We start from the raw sequence: 18,585 nt of genomic DNA on the forward strand, positions 1-18,585 counted from the left end.
ACTTCACCAGGAATACTTCACCCATGAGCTGGATTGACAAGATTCTGCCCCCCGAATCAACAAGAACTCCGACGCCGCCGGGCGTCGGGTGCCCGAGGGGTTGTGGATCAAATGCCCAAGTTGTGAATCGGTGCTTTATAAAGACGATCTGGCGGCCAGCCTGAATGTCTGCCCGAATTGCAGTCACCACATGCGCATTGGTGCGCGTGCCCGAATCAATGCCTTGCTGGATGCTGAAGGGCGCATTGAAATCGGTGAAACCACCCGGCCGGTTGACCCCTTGAAGTTCAAAGATTCGCGCAAATACCCTGACCGCGTTTCCGAGGCGACCAAAGCCACCGGCGAAACCGAGGCCATGGTCGTCATGAGCGGGCGCATTTTGTCGTTGCCGGTTGTGCTGGCCTGCTTTGAATTTGAATTCATGGGCGGGTCCATGGGGTCTGTGGTGGGCGAGCGCTTTGTGCGTGGTGTCCAGGAAGCCATCAAGAACCGGAGCCCTTTCATTTGCGTTGCGGCGTCGGGTGGTGCGCGCATGCAGGAAAGTCTGTTTTCCCTGATGCAGATGGCGAAAACCAACGCCATGCTCACGCGTCTGGCCCAGGAAGGCTTGCCGTTCATCAGTGTGCTTACTGATCCCACCATGGGTGGGGTATCCGCCAGTTTCGCGTTCATGGGCGATGTGGTCATTGCCGAGCCCAAGGCGCTTATCGGTTTTGCCGGCCCTCGTGTCATTGAGCAAACCGTTCGTGAAAAACTGCCTGAAGGTTTTCAGCGCGCCGAGTTTTTGCTTGAAAAAGGCGCGATTGATTGCGTGGTTGACCGCCGTGAAATGCGCCGTGAATTGGCGCATCTGCTGGCGTTGTTGACACGCCAGTCAATTGAGGTTGTTGCCGACGCCGAATGACAATGCTTCGTGCAGTCACAAATAAAAAATCCAGCGGGTTTAAAAGCCCGCTGGATTTTTTACCAGTTCACATCAAAGTGATCAGGAGTTCTGGGTTTCCACCTGTTCCAGTGACGCGTGTTCGATGACCGGAGCGGCCTTACGGGGGCGACCGAGACGTGCCGGTGCTGTTGGTGTTGCGGCTGGAGCAGCCCGCGACTCAGCGCGTGTTTCCACCAGCTGAAGACCGGCCGCTTCAATAACCGTCGACAGGTTGGATGACGGGACTGCCGATGCTGATGCCGTGGTGACCGCAGAAGCGGCCACTGTTGAAGCCACTGCAGGTGTAGCAACAGGTACCTCTTCAGGTACCGCAACGGCGGGTTCTGTCGCCACAACAGCCTCTGCAGCCACAACAGCCTCTGCAGCCACAACAGCCTCTGCGGGTACCGCTACCGCTACCGCGGGTTCGGAAGCCACAGGTTCCTGTGCGGGTGCCGTCACGGCAGCAACTGGTGCTGCTGTTGCTGCGGTGTCCGGAGCCGGTTCTGAACGAGCGGCTGCAGCAGGTGCGATGCCGGATGACGTGACCTGCTCGACATTTTCTGTAGCGGATGCGCTTTCGACACTGGCTGGCGCCGTAGTCACTGAAGCGGGCTTGGCCGTGACAGACGTCGTGTCCGGTACGTCAGCGGACTCGGCAGCGATTGCCGGTTCAGCGGAGGTGGCAGGAAGGTCGATCAGCGCTTTGGCAGGAACGGTTTCCATATCGGCGCCAAAAGTCTGGGCAGTTGCAGCAGTTTCGCTGGCGATGGTACGGGGTGCAATCAGTTCACTGGCCGGTACGTCGTCAGGCGATGCGGCACTACCCGGTGCGGTTGTTGCAGACGTTGTGACAGTGGCCGCAATGGTTGTCTGGGCTGTCTGTACCGCAACCGGAGTTACCGGTTCAGCGTCGTTGTCGGTACCCTCATCGTTGCCCTCGGCATCGTCAGAGCCTGACTCGAGTTTGCTGCCGTCTGTACCACGGCGGCTGCGGCGACTGCGGCGGCGACGGCGCTTGCGCTCGGTTTGTTCGCCATCGGTTGCTTCGGTATCGTCGCTGCCTGTGCCGGAATCGGTTGAGTCGATATCTTCGTCGTCCTCCTCGGCAATGGCTGTTGTCGCGGCAACAGCAGCCACGGAGACCGCCACTGCCGGAGCGGCTTCTGCCACTTTCGGCGTGGTGGCCTGTGTCTCGGTGGCTTCCTGGAAGTCGGTGTTATCGGCGATCAGGTTGTCATCGGTGTCGACATTGCCTTCGGTGGCGCGGTCGCGGCGGTTGCGGCCACGGCCACGACGGCCCCGGCGCGAACCGGAGCGTTCTTCCTTGCCTTCGGCTGTATCCGGGCCGTTGTCGGCCGGTGCCACTGTGACGGGCTCGGCAACCGGGGCTTCAGCCCGGGCTTTACGCGGGGCGGGTGCTTCGGCTGTCGTTTCTTCGGTGTCGCGCCCACGGCCGTTGCTGCCACTGCGGCGGCGATTGCGGTTGCGATCCTGGTTTCCGCGATTTGATGCGCGCTGGCCATTGGCTGAACGTGTCGCAGCGGGTTTGTCCTCGGTAGCCGGGGCTGCCGCTTCAGTGCTTGCCGGGCTGCCAGTGAGCCAGTTGAGCAGGCGCTTGAACAAGCCGGGGCCGGCTGCGGTGGGTGCAGCGGTTGCGGCAGGCGCTTCAGGGGCGACCACAACCGGGGCCGGTTGCGCGTGTGTGATGCTTTTGACGATCGCTTCAGGACGCGTTTTGGCTTCCTGAGCTTTGCTTGGTTGCCAGGCGATATCGGTTTCGGGCGCCTGAACCAGTTCGAGGCTGCTGGCCGGATTTTCGATGCGAGGGTCATCGTGGCGCAAGCGCTCGATGTGGTGATGCGGTGTTTCCAGGTTCTTGTTGGGAATCAGGACCAGGTTAACTTTCAGGCGTGATTCGATTTTGGTGATGTCGTTACGTTTTTCATTGAGCAGGAACGTGGCGACTTCAACGGGCACCTGGGCATGCAGTGCGGCCGTGTTTTCTTTCATGGCCTCTTCCTGCAGCAAACGCAGGACATGCAGTGCGCTGGATTCGGCATCGCGGATGACGCCGGTACCGTTACAACGCGGGCAGGTGACGTGAGAGCCCTCATTCAGGGCCGGGCGCAGGCGCTGACGTGACAATTCCATCAGGCCAAAACGCGAAATCTTGCCCATTTGCACGCGGGCGCGATCGAAGTGCAGGGCATCGCGCAGGCGCTGTTCAACAGCGCGCTGGTTCTTGCCGTCTTCCATGTCGATGAAGTCAATGACGATCAGGCCGCCAAGGTCGCGCAGACGCAGCTGGCGCGCGACTTCGTCGGCGGCTTCCAGGTTGGTTCGCAAGGCGGTTTCTTCAATGTCGGCACCACGCGTCGAGCGTGCCGAGTTGACGTCAACGGCCACCAGCGCTTCAGTGTGGTCAATGACCACTGAGCCACCGGAAGGCAGCTGGACGGTGCGCGAGTAGGCGGTTTCAATCTGGTGCTCGATCTGGAAACGCGAGAACAACGGGATATCGTCGCGGTACATTTTGACGCAACCCACGTTGTCGGGCATGACCACGCTCATGAACGCAGTGGCTTGCTCGGCAATGTCTTCGGTATCGATGAGGATTTCACCGATGTCGGGCGAAAAGTAGTCGCGGATGGCGCGAATGACCAGGCTGGATTCCAGGTAGATCAGGATGGGCGCTGCATTTTCACGGGCGGCCGAATCGATGGCGCTCCAGAGCTGCAGCAGGTAGGACAAGTCCCATTGGAGTTCTTCGACGGTGCGACCGATGCCTGCGGTACGTGCGATGATGCTCATGCCCTGGGGCACATCGAGCTGATCCATGGTTTCGCGCAGCTCTTGCCGGTCTTCGCCTTCGACACGACGCGAGACGCCGCCACCGCGCGGATTGTTGGGCATCAGGACCAGGTAACGGCCAGCCAGTGAAATGAAGGTCGTCAGCGCGGCGCCTTTGTTGCCGCGCTCTTCTTTTTCAACCTGGACAATCAGTTCCTGGCCTTCAGTCAGTGCGTCCTGGATGCGCGCAGTGCGTACATCAACGCCGTCTTTGAAGTAAGTGCGGGCCACTTCTTTGAACGGCAGGAAGCCATGACGGTCTTCACCGTAGCTGACGAAGCAGGCTTCAAGACCCGGTTCGATGCGTGTGATGACGCCTTTGTAAATATTGCCTTTGCGCTGTTCGCGCCCGGCGGTTTCGATGTCAAGGTCAATGAGTTTTTGACCATCGACAATCGCGACGCGCAATTCTTCCTGGTGCGTCGCGTTGAACAACATGCGTTTCATGAGTGTGTATCTCCGTAGTCATGGCGCGCCATTAAACTGGCGCGCGACCCTGGGCCACTCGGTGTGAGACGCTGGATTTTGCTTAAAGGGGCCGGGCTGAACAATAATTGTCAGAGGGTACCCACCTTGATCGTCAGGCAGGCACAGCATGCCATTGGGCACGAGGTTCAGTCAGCAGAGAGGTCAGTTTCACAATAGTGTTGTGGTTGACGAAAAAAATTGCTGGAACAGCAGGCGCGGTGTGTTGTGTTCGCGCCTGGTGCATGTAAACGTTTTGACTATATTTAGCAAAGACTACAGCGTCGCACGCGGTTGACAACGACCTGTGGTTAACAATGGGTTTTGTGCTTCACCATTGCCCCACAGCAGGCGGTTGCCCCGACGACCTGGTGGCCCGGAAGCTGAATTTCAAGGCAGTACAATGTGTTCTTCAATACCCACGGAGACGCATCCATTGCATCTCTACGCAGGTAGATTTTCAGCTTCCACAGGCTGGCATGATTATATGCCGGTTTTCCATATGCGCAAACCCGAAACAACCCCTGCTGCCGCCCCTGCCGTCCGTCTGGTGCAAATCGATGCCGAACAGGCCGGACAGCGTATTGACAACTTTTTGCTGCGTATATGCAAGGGCGTGCCCAAAAGTCATATTTACAAAGCCATTCGTGGCGGAGAAGTGCGCGTCAACAAGGGGCGTATCCAGTCCGACTACCGTTTGCAAGATGGCGATACGGTGCGTGTGCCGCCGCTACGTTTGCCCGCGCCCGATGCACCACGTCTGGTGCCACCCTGTGATTTTCCGGTGGTTTTTGAAGATGACGCCATTCTGGTCATCGACAAGCCATCCGGCGTTGCCGTGCATGGGGGCAGTGGCGTTTCCTTTGGTGTTATCGAGCAGTTGCGTGCGGCCAGGCCCGATGCCCGGCTGCTCGAATTGGCCCATCGCATTGATCGCGAGACGTCGGGCTTGCTGATCATTGCCAAGAAACGCGCTGCATTGGTGGCCTTGCATGACATGATGCGGGAAGGCAAGGGGCGAAAGCGTTATCAGGCCCTGGTGGTGGGGGACTGGGTGAATGATCGCCAGCACTTGAAGCAGCCCCTGCTGAAATGGCTGACGGCGTCGGGCGAGCGCCGCGTCAGGGTTGATGCGGCAGGCAAGCCGGCCCATACCATCATCAGCCTGTTGAAACGCTACGGTCGCTACTCGTTGCTGGAGGCTGAACTGCGCACAGGCCGCACTCACCAGATTCGTGTGCATCTGGCTTCGGCCGGTTTTCCGATTGTGGGTGATGACAAGTACGGGTCTGACGAGGTCAGGGCGCAATTTTCCCGTCAGGGTTTCGGGCGCATGTTCCTGCATGCCTGGCGCCTGGATATTCCGCACCCGATGACCGGAGAACTTCTGCAACTGACGGCGCCGTTGCCACCCGAATGCCAGCGTCTTCTTGACCAGCTTGAACAAATATCTTGAAACCAGAACCGGAGCAGTTCATTTGAAACATTACGACGCTGTCATTTTTGATTGGGATGGCACCCTGATGGATTCTACCGGCACCATCGTTACCTCCATCCAGATGGCGTGTGCCGATCTGGGCCTGGCTGTGCCCGATCGTCAGCGGGCCAGTTGGGTCATCGGTCTGTCGCTTGAAAGCGCCTTGTATCACGTCGCTCCCGACTTGCTGGCCGAAGATCTTGATCATTTCGTGGCCCGTTACAAACACCATTTTTTTCAGCGGGATCAGGAAATGCCCTTGTTCGACGGGGTTCCGCCGTTGCTGCATGATTTGCGCGAACAACGGGTCAAACTGGCCGTGGCGACCGGGAAAGGTCGTGTCGGGTTGGATCGCGTGCTTGCGACCTCGCAACTTGAGAGTTATTTTGATATGACGCGTTGCGCTGATGAGTCGCACGGTAAACCTCACCCGGGCATGCTGCACGACATCATCGGGCAATTGGGGCTTGATCCGGAGCATGTCCTGATGGTGGGTGATACCACGCACGATGTCCAAATGGCGCACAACGCCGGCGTCGACAGTATTGCCGTCAGTTACGGGGCGCATGATGTGCCCACGCTGCAAGAGGCCAATCCGACGGTGCTGGTTCACAGTGTGGCCGAGATGCACGATTGGTTGTCCCGGCGCCTGTAGCGCGTGTTTTTAAGGGGTAGTCCATGTCAAGGTTCAGGTTTCCGGAAATCCCGGGTTCGCAAATTACGCCAGAGTCCGTGTGGCAGTCCCGGCGGCAGTGGCTTCGTCAGGCGGGCCTGCTGGCCGCTTCGGCAGGTGCTGCAGCGCTGTTGCCCGCGCGTGCGGCCTTGGCGTCGTCTGAATGGGGCGTGCGCAATCCGGCGTTTTCGGTCGATGCCGGGCTGACCCCTGAAAAGTCGGTGACCACCTACAACAATTTCTATGAGTTCGGTACGGGGAAAACAGATCCGTCCACACGCAGCGGCAAGTTTCGTATCCAGCCCTGGCAGGTCGCTGTCGAAGGAGAGGTTCTTAATCCGGGGTGTTCGATCTGGACGACCTCAAGCGGCTGGCAGCGATGGAAGAGCGGGTGTATCGACTGCGCTGCGTCGAGGCCTGGTCCATGGTGATCCCCTGGAACGGTTTTTCGCTCGAAGCGCTGATTCGCAAGGTGCAGCCGACCGGCAACGCCCGCTATGTCGAGTTCATCACCGATGTCCAGCCCGATGCCATGCCTGGTCTGGCAACCCGTATCATCGATTGGCCCTACGTTGAGGCTCTGCGCCTTGATGAGGCCATGCACCCGCTAACCCTGCTGGCGTTTGGCGTTTACGGCAAGGCCTTGCCGGTTGCGAATGGCGCGCCGTTGCGGCTGGTGGTGCCCTGGAAATACGGGTTCAAATCAGGCAAGTCAATTGTCAAGATCCGGTTCGTGGAAAAGCAACCTGTCACCAGTTGGGTCAAAATTGCCCCGGAAGAATACGGTTTTTATGCCAACGTCAATCCGGAAGTCGCCCATCCGCGCTGGAGCCAGGCGACGGAGCGTCAGATAGGGCAGGGCGTATTTGCACCCCGTGTTCCCACATTGATGTTCAATGGTTATGCCGATCAGGTGGCCTCGCTGTATGCCGGGCTTGATTTGCGCCGCAACTATTGACATGCACATGATTTACGCCGCATTTATTGGCGTCTACAAGATCATTCCTGATGTGTGCACGATGTGTGTCAGCTCATTCGTGTTATCGGGCAACCCATGATGCGCGTGTCGCTGGCTGCTGCGGTTGTCCTGGGTCTGGTGCCCTTTGGCTGGTGGTGTTTTCTGGCGTTTACCGATGGGCTGGGGGCTAATCCGGCCCAATACCTGACGTTATCCTCTGGTGAGTGGTCGCTGGTCGGGTTGTGTCTGGTGCTGGCGGCAACGCCGCTGCAGCGCTGGCTGGGTGTGTCCTGGCCGTTGCGGCATCGACGTACCCTGGGGCTGTTTACGTTTTTCTATGCCACGTTGCACGCGCTCGCCTGGGCCTTCTGGGAGCAGGGTCTGGTGCTGTCGGCCATGGGGTCCGATGTGGTGACACGGCTGTTCATTACGGTCGGTGTCGTGGCGTTTGTGTTGATGGTGCCGTTGGCGATCACCTCAACCAACGGCTGGTTGCGTCGTCTTGGTCGCAGCTGGAAGCGGCTGCACCTGCTGGTGTACCCCGCGCTGGGCCTTTCGGTCTGGCACTTCTGGCTGGTGCGAGCCGGCAAGAATGACTTTGCCGAGGTGCGCGTTTATATTGGCATCACGTTGGTGCTGGTGATGCTGAAGTGGGTGCGTCTGACCAGAGCCCGTCAGCGCGCGGGCTGAAGAGCAGGCCGTTATGTACACCGTCCGCATGGGCTGAACAACGTTCAGGGACTGCCTGCAAACCGCTTGGGCTGAGCCGGTGTCAGGCCAGAAACAGGAATAGGGTAGGCTGGCGGTTCAGGTCGGGTGGCGGTGCCGATTTCCAGTCTGCAACGGTACGGGTTTGAACCCATTCCTGGTCAGTGCTTAACGACCGTGCAACGCACAGGCGTGTCGAGCCTTTAAGGCTTTGTGTCAGGGTTTCGAACATGGCGTTGTTGCGGTAGGGTGTTTCGATCAGCAACTGGGTCTGGTGCAGTTTTTGCGATTCGGTTTCCCATTGCTTCAGTTGCTTTGCGCGTTGGGCCGCATCAACCGGGGCATAACCATGGAAGGCAAAGCGCTGGCCGTCCAGGCCGCTGGCCATCAGGCCCAGCAAAATGGAAGACGGCCCTGTCCAGGGGCGACGCGTATGTCCATGGTGTGGGCCATGGCGACCACCTGGGCACCCGGGTCGGCAACAGCGGGGCAGCCCGCTTCAGACACCAGCCCGATTTGCCCGTTGGCCGGCAAGCTTTTCAGCCATTGGCGGATGTCGTCGGCCGAGGTGTTCTTGCCAAGTGTGTGAATGGTGATTTCCTGCAGCGGCTTTTCAGTGCCGATTTGCTTGAGGAACGCGCGCGCCGTTTTGGCGTTTTCGGCAATGTAGGTGTCCAGTTTGCCGGCCAGTGCCTGGACGTCGGCGGGCAACCAGCGTGACGCGGGCGCATCGCCCAGGCTGACAGGGATAAGGTGCAGGGTACGGGTCATGTTCACGGTGTTCAATGCAGGGTCAGTCATCGGGCGTTGCGGGTCATTGGTTCAGGCTCAGGTTTGGTATGCCATGGGCTTGGCGTCAGGCCCGGAACGTCAGCGGGTTAAGGCCGAAAGAGCGTAACATGCGCGACAGCGCAATCAGGGGCAGGCCAATAATTGCGGTGGGGTCGTCCGATCGCATGCTGTCCATCAGTGCGATGCCCAGGCCTTCGGCTTTGGCACTGCCGGCGGTATCGTAGGGGGTTTCGCGGCGAAGGTAAGTGCTGATCTCGTCATCGGACAACGTTCTGAAGGTGCAGTGTGTGACGATGTCATCCAGTTCGGTTCGTGCGTCACCGGTAACGCATAATGCGCTGTGAAACTCAACGGTTTTTCCGCTCAGCTGGCGCAACTGGGCGAAGGCGCGTTCGAATGATCCGGGCTTGCCAATGGGTTGGCCGTCGAAGGTGGCGACCTGGTCTGACCCGATAACCAGAGCCCCCGGGTATTGGGCGGCAACGGCAGCCGCCTTGTCTTTCGACAGGCGCAGCGCCAGTTGGGCGGGGCTTTCGTGACCCATCGGGGTTTCATTGATGTCGGGTGAAATGCAGTCAAAGGGCAGGCCAAGTCGCTGCAGCATTTCTTTTCGGTAGGGTGAGCTTGATGCCAGAATAAGACGCATGATGCCAGGTTTGTGGTGAACTGTTTGACGCTGTGATCGGTAAAGCGGTATTATCTAATGTTTTCCCGGTAAGCGGTTAAAAGCGTAAGGGTAAGGCATAGGTTCAGGTATGTGTTCAGACAGCGTTCGCTACATTGATACCGCCGAGTTTACCCGGCTGGGGTCCACAATAAGTGGTCAGGCAGTGCTGGCGGGCTTTGCGCGGTTCTGCGAGGGTTTGCCCCCGCAACCTCAAGATGCCGTCAGCTGGTCGTTGAAAGGGTGGCGTACAACCGGGGGCAGTCGTTCCTCGAAGTGTCCATCACGGCAAAGCCGGTGCTGCAGTGTCAGCGCTGTCTCGAGCCCTTCGAGTATGAAGTCAGTGTGGTTAACCGGGTCGAACTGGTCAATCGCGAGTCCGATCTCGAAGATGAAGACGACGACGAAAATGCCCTTGAACGTATTTTGGGTTCGCGTCGCTTCGACGTTCTATCCTTTATCGAAGACGAGCTCATTCTGGCGGTGCCTTATGTGCCGCGCCACGAAGTCTGTCCTGGCGGCGTTTCGCTGGTTCAGTCCGAAGAGCCTGTTGTGCAAGAAAAGCGTCCGTCGCCTTTTTCGGCGTTGGCGCAACTGAAACAGAATCGTTAAGTTTTAAAAACCAACCTGCGGGGGTTCAATTTGCGGTCCCCCGCTTTCAGGAGTCATCATGGCCGTTCAGCAAAACAAAAAGAGCCCGTCCAAGCGCGGCATGCATCGTTCACACGATTTTCTGACTACACCGCCCACGGCCATCGAGCCTACTACGGGTGAATTGCACCTGCGCCACCACATCAGCCCTAACGGTTTCTACCGTGGTCGCAAAGTCATCAAAACCAAAAACGACGAATAATTAGGTTTCTTTCAGCGATCTCCCCAGATTGCGAACTTAATGTCGATGTCAAGTATCAGAATCGCCGTCGATTGTATGGGCGGCGATGTCGGCTTGCCGGTCACCGTTACGGCGGCGTACCAGTTTGCGCAGCGCTATCCCGATACCCGCTTTTTGCTGGCGGGTGATCCTGCGGCCATTGATACCCAATTAACGCAATTGGGGTGTGTTCAGTCCGACTGGTATCAGGTGCTGCCTGCCTCCGAGGTCGTGCTTATGGACGACCCGGTCGAGGTGGCCCTGCGCCGCAAAAAGACTCCTCCATGCGGGTTGCGGTCCAGGCGGTCAAAGACGGTCTGGCCGATGCCTGTATTTCGGCAGGAAATACCGGCGCCTGGATGGCCGTTTCGCGGTATGTGCTCAAGACCCTCGATGGCATTGATCGTCCGGCGATTGCCACGTCCATTCCCAACCAGAAGGGCGGGGCAACCACCGTGCTTGACCTGGGCGCCAATGTCGATTGCACGGCACAGCACCTGTTGCAGTTTGCCATTATGGGTTCGGCACTGGTCAGTGCTTTGTACGACCGCGAGCGGCCGACAGTTGGTTTGCTGAACATCGGTGAAGAAGTCATCAAGGGTAACGAGGTCGTCAAGCAAGCCGCAGGCCTGCTGCGTGACAGCGGCCTGAACTTTTACGGCAACGTCGAAGGCGATGATATCTGCAAGGGTACGGTCGACGTTATTGTATGTGACGGTTTTGTCGGCAATGTCGTGCTCAAGTCCATGGAAGGGCTGGCCCGTATGGTCAGTGCCATGATGCGTGCCGAGTTCAAGAGCGGGCCATTGTCCATGCTGGCCGGCTTGCTGGCCTCGCCGGTACTGAACCGGTTCCGTGGCAAGGTTGATAACCGTCGTTACAACGGTGCCGCCCTGCTGGGCTTGCGTGGCATCGTTATCAAAAGTCATGGCTCAGCCGATGTCTATGCATTCGGCTGCGCCCTTCAGCGTGCGCGCGAAGCTGTCCATAATCGTCTGCTCGATGGCACTACAACGGCCATCCACGAGCTGCGTCGAAGCCTGCAGGAAGCTGAGGCCCTTCAGCAATCGGCCGATCAGGGTGCATCAGGGCGCGCCGCCTAGTCTCTCCCTCATGGAAGCCACTATGTCTTTTGCCAAAATTACGGGTTCCGGCGGCTATTTGCCGCCCCGGGCCGTTACCAACACTGATTTGGCCGCCGAACTGGCGACACGAGGGATCGAAACCTCTGACGAGTGGATCGTCGAGCGGACGGGTATCCGTCAGCGTCATCTGGCAGACCCGGGTACCCGAACCAGCATGCTGGCCACAAAGGCGGCACAGCAGGCTATGGACGATGCCGGTGTTGCTGCTGCCGACATTGATTTGATCATCGTGGCAACGTCGACACCCGATTACATTTTTCCAAGCACAGCCTGTCTGGTGCAAGCCAGCCTGGGGTACGGCAGGGTGCGGCCTTTGATATCCAGGCGGTCTGCAGCGGCTTTGTGTATGCCTTGACCACCGCTGAGGCCTTCATCAAAGCGGGCCGGGCCCGTGCGGCACTGGTCATTGGCGCCGAAGTGTTTTCCAGTATTCTTGACTGGGACGACCGCAAAACGTGCGTGCTGTTTGGTGACGGGGCCGGGGCCGTGGTGCTCCAGGCCAGCGAGACACCGGGCATTATCGGCGCCGAATTGCATGCGGACGGTAGCCAGATGGGCATTTTGCACGCGGCCGGGAATGTGGCTGGGGGCAGGTGGTGGGCGACCCGTTCTTGCGCATGGATGGGCAGGCGGTTTTCAAGATGGCGGTCAATGCGCTGTCACGCTCTGCACAGGATGTGTGTGTCCAGGCGGGTGTCGGACTGTCCGATATCAACTGGATGGTGCCGCACCAGGCCAATCTGCGCATCATCAGTTTCCTGGGTAAAAAGCTGGGGATTCCTCTGAAAAAGTCGTCGTCACCGTCGATCAGCATGCCAACACCTCGGCGGCCAGTGTGCCCTGGCGTTAAACGCGGCACGTCGTGACGGCCGTATCAAGGCCGGAGATCTGGTTCTGATGCAAGGTGTCGGGGGCGGGTTTACCTGGGGTTCGGTGCTGGCGCGCATGTAAAATGCGTGCCAGGCAGGTCTTGCAAGGCCGGTAACCTTACTATCACGAGACAAATCACATGAAAGTAGCCTTTGTATTTCCCGGACAGGGTTCGCAGTCTGTTGGCATGATGGATGCCTGGGCGGGTAATGCCGCCGTTGCGCACGCGTTGTCCGAAGCCTCCGACGCCCTGGGTCAGGATCTGTCAGCCCTCATCGCGCAGGGTCCGGTTGATGCGCTCAACCTCACGACAAATACTCAGCCGGTCATGCTGGCTGCGGCTGTTGCTGTTTATCGCGCCTGGATTCAGGCCGGTGGCGCCGTGCCCGCCCTGGTTGCAGGCCACAGTCTGGGCGAGTATTCTGCCTTGACCGCTGCCGGTGCGCTGACACTGACCGACGCCGTTTCGCTGGTGCGTGTGCGTGCCGATGCCATGCAAGCAGCAGTGCCGGTGGGTACCGGCGGCATGGCTGCCGTATTGGGTCTGGATGACGACGTTGTGCGTGATGTCTGTCTGCGTGCGGCGCAAGGTGAAGTTGTTGAGGCGGTTAATTACAATGCGCCGGCGCAAGTCGTGATTGCCGGTCACAAGGGTGCCGTCGAGCGTGCCTGTGAACTGGCTCGCGAAGCGGGTGCCAAGCGTGCGCTGGTATTGCCTGTTTCTGCGCCGTTTCACTCCAGTCTGCTTGAACCGGCCGCCGATGTCTTGCAGCAGGCGCTGCAATCGGTTCCTGTCAGTGCGCCTGCCATTCCGCTGATCAATAACGTCGACGTCGCCATGCCCTCCGATGCGGCAGCCATCAAAGATGCGCTGGTGCGTCAGGCCTGGCATCCGGTGCGGTGGGTCGAAACTGTCCTGGCCATGAAGGCGCAGGGTGTGACACACGTTGTAGAATGCGGTCCGGGCAAAGTGCTCAATGGCCTGACCAAACGCATCGATCGCGATCTCGTTGGTCTGGCGATTACCGACCCCGCATCACTTGATGCGGCGTTGCAAACATTACAGGGGTAAGCGTTGTGACAAACTCACTTGAAGGCAAGGTTGCGCTGGTTACCGGTGCAACGCGCGGCATTGGCAAAGCCATTGCGCTCGAACTGGCAGCCCGTGGTGCCCGCGTTATCGGTACCGCCACCTCCGGGAACGGGGCGCAATCCATTGCTGACATGCTCTCGGCGTCGGGCGGTCGCGGTGTGGTGCTGAATGTCACCGATGCAGCGGCCTGTGATGCCGTGCTGGCCGACATTGCCGCCAATGAAGGCGGTCCTGATATTCTGGTCAATAATGCAGGCATCACACGCGATACGCTGGCCATGCGCATGAAAGACGATGACTGGGCATCGGTGCTTGACACCAACCTGTCGTCGGTATTCCGTTTGTGCCGCGGTGTCATCAAGCCCATGATGAAAGCCCGCTGGGGGCGCATCATCAATATTACGTCGGTGGTGGGTTCCAGTGGCAATCCCGGTCAGGCCAACTACGCGGCCGCCAAGGCGGGTGTTGCCGGCATGACCCGTGCGCTGGCGCGCGAGCTCGGCAGCCGCGACATCACCGTCAATTGTGTGGCGCCGGGCTTTATTGAAACCGACATGACCCGCGCACTCAGTGAAACACAAACGGCAGCGTTGCTGACCCAGATCCCGCTCGGGCGGCTGGGTTCGGCGTCTGATATCGCCAATGCGGTCGGCTTTCTGGCTGCCCCTGAAGCCGGCTACATCACCGGCACCACATTGCACGTCAATGGCGGCATGTACATGTAATAAGGTGAACAGGGTAAAATCCTGTTCGTATTAGAGGTGTTACCTATATAACTGGCCACAGCATGCGCGGCATAATGCGGCACACCGGGTAACACTGTTTTTTTGTCATGGCCATAACGCACGCTTAAAAACGTTTGGCTATAATTCGCGGGAATTTTTCCCCACTTGGAGATCTGCATGGAAAGCATCGAACAGCGCGTCAAGAAGATCGTCGCTGAACAACTTGGCGTCAACGAAGCCGAGATCAAAAACGAATCTTCCTTCCTTGACGACCTCGGTGCCGATTCACTCGACATGGTCGAGCTCGTTATGGCACTTGAAGACGAATTCGAAACTGAAATTCCAGACGAAGAAGCTGAAAAGATCACAACGGTTCAGCAAGCTGTTGACTACATCACGTCGCATAGCAAAGAATAATTTCAACGATTCGGTAAGCTGCCCCCATGGGGCAAATTGCCCAAGCGGTTTCTAGAAAACGTTCTGTGTTGAACTGGCCTTAATGGTCAGTCTTTTGACCGGGGCGTTGGCTTTAAACCGCTTTTTCATTTTAGGAGTCATCCGTGAAGCGACGTGTCGTCATTACCGGCCTGGGCATTGTTTCGCCTGTAGGTAACGATATCGAAAGCGCATGGGACAACATCGTCAACGGGCGTTCCGGGGTTACCCGTATCACTCGTTTTGATGCCTCGGGCCTGAATGCGCAAATTGCCGGAGAGGTCAAAGACTTCGACATCACCCACTACATGACGGCCAAAGAGGCCAAGCAAATGGATACCTTCATCCACTATGGTGTGGCTGCAGGGGTTCAGGCATGGCGTGATGCCGGTCTCGAAGTGACCGAGGCCAATGCCGATCGTATCGGGGTTATCGTGGGTTCCGGTATCGGTGGATTGCCCCGTATCGAAGAAACACAGGCCGAATATCTCGCGCGTGGTGCACGGCGCATTTCACCGTTTTTTGTGCCGGGCTCGCTCATCAATCTGGTGTCGGGTCAGCTTTCCATCATGCTGGGGCTCAAGGGGCCCAGCTACGCCGTGGTTTCGGCATGCACAACCGGCCTGCACTCCATCGGCGACGCCGCGCGTCTTATCGAATACGGTGATGCCGATGTCATGGTTGCCGGCGGGGCCGAGGCCACAGTGTCACCGTTGGGTATTGGCGGCTTTGCGGCCATGCGTGCCCTGTCGACACGTAACGATGATCCGGCCACCGCGTCGCGTCCCTGGGACACCGATCGCGATGGTTTTGTCATGGGTGAAGGCGCCGGTGTGCTGGTGCTTGAAGAGTATGAACACGCCCGCAAGCGGGGCGCTCGCATTTATGGCGAATTTTCCGGTTATGGCATGAGCTCTGATGCACACCACATCACCTCGCCCGACAGCGACGGACCACGTCGCGGCATGCTCATGGCCATGCGTAACGGCGGTATAAACCCGCAAGACATCAGTTATGTCAATGCGCATGGTACGTCAACACCGTTGGGCGACAAGAACGAAACCGTGGCATTGAAGCTTGCGTTCGGTGATCATGCCAAAAATCTGGTTATCAATTCGACCAAGTCGATGACGGGCCATTTGCTGGGTGCTGCCGGGGGTATCGAGGCCGTATTTACGACCCTGGCGGTGCATCACCAGGTTTCGCCGCCCACCATCAATATCTTTAATCAAGATCCCGAGTGCGATCTTGATTATTGCGCCAACCAGGCCCGCGAAATGCGCATTGATGTCGCGCTGTCCAATTCGTTTGGCTTTGGTGGTACCAACGGGTCCATGATTGTCCGCCGCGTTTAAGGTATACGCACCGGCAGCGCGGCTGCGCTGGCCGGCAAGGCCCCCGGCGTTGCTGCCTGCGGGCCTTTGTGTCCTGGTGGTACTGGCGTCGTTGTCCGCCGCGCAGTGGCATTGGGTGGCCGGTAGTGTTGTGCCACTCGTCCTGGCGCTTGGGTGGGTCCATCGTCGTCGGGAAGGCACATCCTGCCGGCCCGTTTCGGGTTATCGCCGTGGTGTGCTGGGCTATCGTGGTGGTGCATGGGTATATCGGGTGCCAGGTCGTACGTACGGGGTGCAGTTGCGGCAGGCCTGGCCATCGGCATTCTGGGTCACCCTGCGTTTTCATGAAACCCGGCCTGCCGGGCCTGATGTTTTTTAGAAGTCACGATCTGGAAACCGGGGTTGGCCCCAGGCGCCTGGCAACAACTCTGTATGCAGGTAACACAAGATCTTCAGTTCCCTAACGGAGGTCAATTTGACCGAACGTGATGTTGATGCCGAGCTCGTTGCCCGTGTGCAACGCGGCGACAAACGGGCGTTTGACCTGCTGGTGCTCAAGTACCAGCGCAAAATCATGCGGCTTTTATCTCGCATGATCCGTGAGCCTTCCGAAGTCGAAGATGTGGCTCAGGAAGCCTTCATCAAAGCCTATCGGGCCCTGCCCCAGTTTCGGGGCGACAGTGCGTTCTACACCTGGCTGTACCGCATCGCCATCAATACCGCCCGCAACTGGCAAGCGGCCAACAGCCGGCGTCCTGCAGGGTCAAGCATTGTCGAAACCGATGACAATGAAACTTTTGACCAAATCGACAACCTAACCGATATCAGTACGCCGGAATCCCTGATGGCAAGTCGTCAGGTTGTCGATACCGTCAATGCGGCCATCGATGCCTTGCCCGAAGATCTGCGTACGGCAATTGTGCTTCGTGAAATCGAAGGTCTCAGTTACGAAGACATTGCCCAAACCATGAATTGTCCAATCGGCACGGTGCGTTCGCGCATTTTTCGTGCCCGTGAAGCGATCGCGGCGCAATTGCGCCCGGTTCTTGAAGCCGGTACCGAGCATAACCGGTGGTAAGGAGTAAAAAACATGCACGCTCAGACGCACCAAGACAACGAATCCGCGTGGGAAGAAACCATCTCTGCGTGGGTTGACGGCGAGGGCGAACTACGGCCAGAAGATCTCGATACGCCGTATGGGCGGCAGGTCTGGGATACTTATCACTTTATCGGTGATGTCATGCGCAGCAAAGATCTTGCGGTGCAGCCGTCCGATTTGTTTTATGCGCGTGTGTCACGGGCCATCGATCAGGAGCCGCCCATTGTTGCGCCTCGTCGGAAAACGTCGACTCGGGTGGCGGGGTTGTCAGGTCTTGCCGTGGCCGCTGCCGTCGCCTCTGTGGTCTGGATGCTCATTCCTGTACTGACAGCGGGCCCCGATAGCGTTCTGCCGTCAGGGGCCACCGTGGTCGCGTCTGCCGATGAGCCCGCATTGGTTGATTACGTCGATGCGCATCGCCAGTTCGCAGGCGTCAATCCGGTGCGTCAGGTATCGTGGCATGGCGGGGTGGCAGGCCGATGAAAGCAGGTGTGTTCAGGGTTCTGGCGTGTGCCACGGTGATCGCATGCGGTTTTTTCGGTGCAGAGGCGGCTGCGCAAACCTCGTCAGGGCAGGCCGAACAGGCCATAGCGCTGCTTAAAAAAGCCCAGGAAGCCGCGCGTAAAACAGATTATGCCGGGGTGTTTTCGTACCAGGATGACGGCACCATGCAGTCTTCCCGGGTAACGCACCTGGTCGATGGTACAGGCGAGCGCGAACGCCTCGAAGTGCTTGATGGCCGTCCGCGTGAATTCATTCGACACAACGAAACCCTGCATTGCCTCATCCCCGACAAAGAGCTGGTGCTGGTCGAGCAGGCGCGCACAGATCGCTTCCCCGGCTTGTTTCTGGGTGACACCGGGCATATTGTCAATCATTACCATTTTTCCCTTGAACCCGAATCCAGCCGTGTGGCCGGGCGCGAATGTCAGGTTGTCGATGTTCACCCGCGCAGCCCCGACCGCTACGGTTACCGGTTTTGTGTCGACCGCGAGACAAAATTACTGGTCAAGGCTCAAACCCTTGACGGTGACGCACTGGTCGATGAAATCGCGTTTACGTTGCTGCAGGTCGGTGAAAGCGTTTCCCCCGAAGGTTTGAAGTCACAATGGAACTTTTCTGACTGGAAACAGGTCCGTGTACCTGTACAACAGATTGATGTCGGCGCCCTTGGCTGGCGTGTTCACAGTCCTGCCGGCTTTCAGTTTGCCAACCAGATTTCCCGGCCCATGAAGTCGGGTCAAAGTGTCAAGCATCTTGTGCTGTCCGATGGCCTTGCCGTCATTTCGGTATTCATTGAGTCTTACGATGGTGCCAGGGCCTCACGTAATGTCACCAAGGGTGCAGCCCGCAATGGTGCCATCAATGTGTACGGTACGCGTATCGGTGATTTTTGGGTTACGGCATTGGGTGCCGTTCCCGTAAAAACCTTGCAGGCGGTTGCCGAGCAAACGCAGTACGTTGCGCCGGCCCCTGCCCAAAGCAGGTAGGCCGTTTT

General features: G+C 58.4%; 15 protein-coding genes and 5 pseudogenes. 17 read left to right on the forward strand and 3 right to left on the reverse strand.

The genetic code is table 11. The features are described 5' to 3' along the window. Nucleotides 1–23 precede the first annotated feature (23 nt). Nucleotides 24–904 (forward strand): annotated as a pseudogene (accD, locus tag N7E01_RS13490) (acetyl-CoA carboxylase, carboxyltransferase subunit beta). A gap of 81 nt (nt 905–985) precedes the next feature. Here accD and N7E01_RS13495 read toward each other — a convergent pair. Then, nucleotides 986–4,225, reverse strand: a complete 3,240-nt coding sequence (locus N7E01_RS13495; protein WP_289173227.1) for an Rne/Rng family ribonuclease — start codon at nt 4,223–4,225, stop codon at nt 986–988. A gap of 505 nt (nt 4,226–4,730) precedes the next feature. Here N7E01_RS13495 and N7E01_RS13500 point away from each other — a divergent pair. The 4 genes and pseudogenes from N7E01_RS13500 (at nt 4,731) to msrQ (ending at nt 8,041) form a co-directional block, all read left to right on the forward strand. Then, entirely contained in the window at nt 4,731–5,699 is a 969-nt protein-coding gene (locus N7E01_RS13500; RefSeq protein WP_434089520.1) for an RluA family pseudouridine synthase, read from the forward strand. A gap of 22 nt (nt 5,700–5,721) precedes the next feature. After that, a complete protein-coding gene (locus tag N7E01_RS13505) occupies nt 5,722–6,375 on the forward strand; it encodes an HAD-IA family hydrolase (RefSeq protein WP_289173230.1) in 654 nt (217 codons plus the stop codon). Between the two features lie 23 nt (nt 6,376–6,398). Next, nucleotides 6,399–7,351 (forward strand): annotated as a pseudogene (gene msrP / locus N7E01_RS13510) (protein-methionine-sulfoxide reductase catalytic subunit MsrP). 63 nt (nt 7,352–7,414) lie between these two features. After that, on the forward strand, nt 7,415–8,041 hold the full coding sequence (gene msrQ / locus N7E01_RS13515) for a protein-methionine-sulfoxide reductase heme-binding subunit MsrQ (RefSeq protein WP_289173231.1): 627 nt from the start codon (nt 7,415–7,417) through the stop codon (nt 8,039–8,041). Nucleotides 8,042–8,123: 82 nt separating this feature from the next. On the opposite strand, the pseudogene N7E01_RS13520 reads toward msrQ, so the two are convergent. Together N7E01_RS13520 and N7E01_RS13525 are read right to left on the reverse strand one after the other, a co-directional pair. Further along, nucleotides 8,124–8,830: pseudogene (locus tag N7E01_RS13520) on the reverse strand (SAM-dependent methyltransferase). Between the two features lie 85 nt (nt 8,831–8,915). Further along, the gene (locus N7E01_RS13525; RefSeq protein ID WP_289173232.1) at nt 8,916–9,497 is read right to left on the reverse strand and encodes a Maf-like protein; all 582 of its coding nucleotides are present in this window, start codon (nt 9,495–9,497) and stop codon (nt 8,916–8,918) included. A gap of 261 nt (nt 9,498–9,758) precedes the next feature. Here N7E01_RS13525 and N7E01_RS13530 point away from each other — a divergent pair, with 261 nt between their 5' ends. From N7E01_RS13530 to N7E01_RS13585, 12 genes and pseudogenes are all read left to right on the forward strand, one after another. Then, nucleotides 9,759–10,127, forward strand: coding sequence for a YceD family protein (locus N7E01_RS13530; protein WP_289173233.1), 369 nt, complete (start codon nt 9,759–9,761; stop codon nt 10,125–10,127). Between the two features lie 58 nt (nt 10,128–10,185). Further along, entirely contained in the window at nt 10,186–10,368 is a 183-nt protein-coding gene (gene rpmF, locus N7E01_RS13535) for a 50S ribosomal protein L32 (RefSeq protein WP_289173234.1), read from the forward strand. Between the two features lie 39 nt (nt 10,369–10,407). After that, nucleotides 10,408–11,489 (forward strand): annotated as a pseudogene (gene plsX / locus N7E01_RS13540) (phosphate acyltransferase PlsX). Between the two features lie 10 nt (nt 11,490–11,499). After that, nucleotides 11,500–12,482, forward strand: a pseudogene (locus tag N7E01_RS13545) (beta-ketoacyl-ACP synthase III). Nucleotides 12,483–12,540: 58 nt separating this feature from the next. Continuing rightward, nucleotides 12,541–13,473 carry an ACP S-malonyltransferase gene (gene fabD, locus N7E01_RS13550; protein ID WP_289173235.1) on the forward strand — a complete coding sequence of 311 codons (933 nt, stop codon included), beginning with the start codon at nt 12,541–12,543 and terminating at the stop codon, nt 13,471–13,473. A 5-nt stretch (nt 13,474–13,478) separates the two neighbouring features. Next, complete coding sequence (gene fabG, locus N7E01_RS13555; protein ID WP_289173236.1) at nt 13,479–14,219, forward strand: 3-oxoacyl-ACP reductase FabG; 741 nt, start codon at nt 13,479–13,481, stop codon at nt 14,217–14,219. A 177-nt stretch (nt 14,220–14,396) separates the two neighbouring features. Further along, the gene (acpP, locus tag N7E01_RS13560) at nt 14,397–14,636 is read left to right on the forward strand and encodes an acyl carrier protein (RefSeq protein ID WP_185778498.1); all 240 of its coding nucleotides are present in this window, start codon (nt 14,397–14,399) and stop codon (nt 14,634–14,636) included. Between the two features lie 143 nt (nt 14,637–14,779). Next, nucleotides 14,780–16,009 carry a beta-ketoacyl-ACP synthase II gene (gene fabF, locus N7E01_RS13565; RefSeq protein ID WP_289173238.1) on the forward strand — a complete coding sequence of 410 codons (1,230 nt, stop codon included), beginning with the start codon at nt 14,780–14,782 and terminating at the stop codon, nt 16,007–16,009. Beyond that, a complete protein-coding gene (locus N7E01_RS13570; protein ID WP_289173240.1) occupies nt 15,993–16,367 on the forward strand; it encodes a hypothetical protein in 375 nt (124 codons plus the stop codon). The genes fabF and N7E01_RS13570 overlap by 17 nt, the downstream gene beginning before the upstream one ends. Nucleotides 16,368–16,463: 96 nt before the next feature. Continuing rightward, the gene (rpoE, locus tag N7E01_RS13575; protein ID WP_289173241.1) at nt 16,464–17,066 is read left to right on the forward strand and encodes an RNA polymerase sigma factor RpoE; all 603 of its coding nucleotides are present in this window, start codon (nt 16,464–16,466) and stop codon (nt 17,064–17,066) included. A 12-nt stretch (nt 17,067–17,078) separates the two neighbouring features. Then, on the forward strand, nt 17,079–17,570 hold the full coding sequence (locus tag N7E01_RS13580) for a sigma-E factor negative regulatory protein (RefSeq protein ID WP_289173242.1): 492 nt from the start codon (nt 17,079–17,081) through the stop codon (nt 17,568–17,570). Further along, nucleotides 17,567–18,577: a MucB/RseB C-terminal domain-containing protein gene (locus N7E01_RS13585; protein WP_289173243.1), complete on the forward strand. Its 1,011-nt coding sequence runs from the start codon at nt 17,567–17,569 to the stop codon at nt 18,575–18,577. Before N7E01_RS13580 ends, N7E01_RS13585 begins: the two co-directional genes overlap by 4 nt. Nucleotides 18,578–18,585 lie beyond the last annotated feature (8 nt).

The sequence above is a fragment of the Neopusillimonas aromaticivorans genome (assembly GCF_030344915.1).
Lineage (GTDB): Bacteria > Pseudomonadota > Gammaproteobacteria > Burkholderiales > Burkholderiaceae_B > Neopusillimonas > Neopusillimonas aromaticivorans.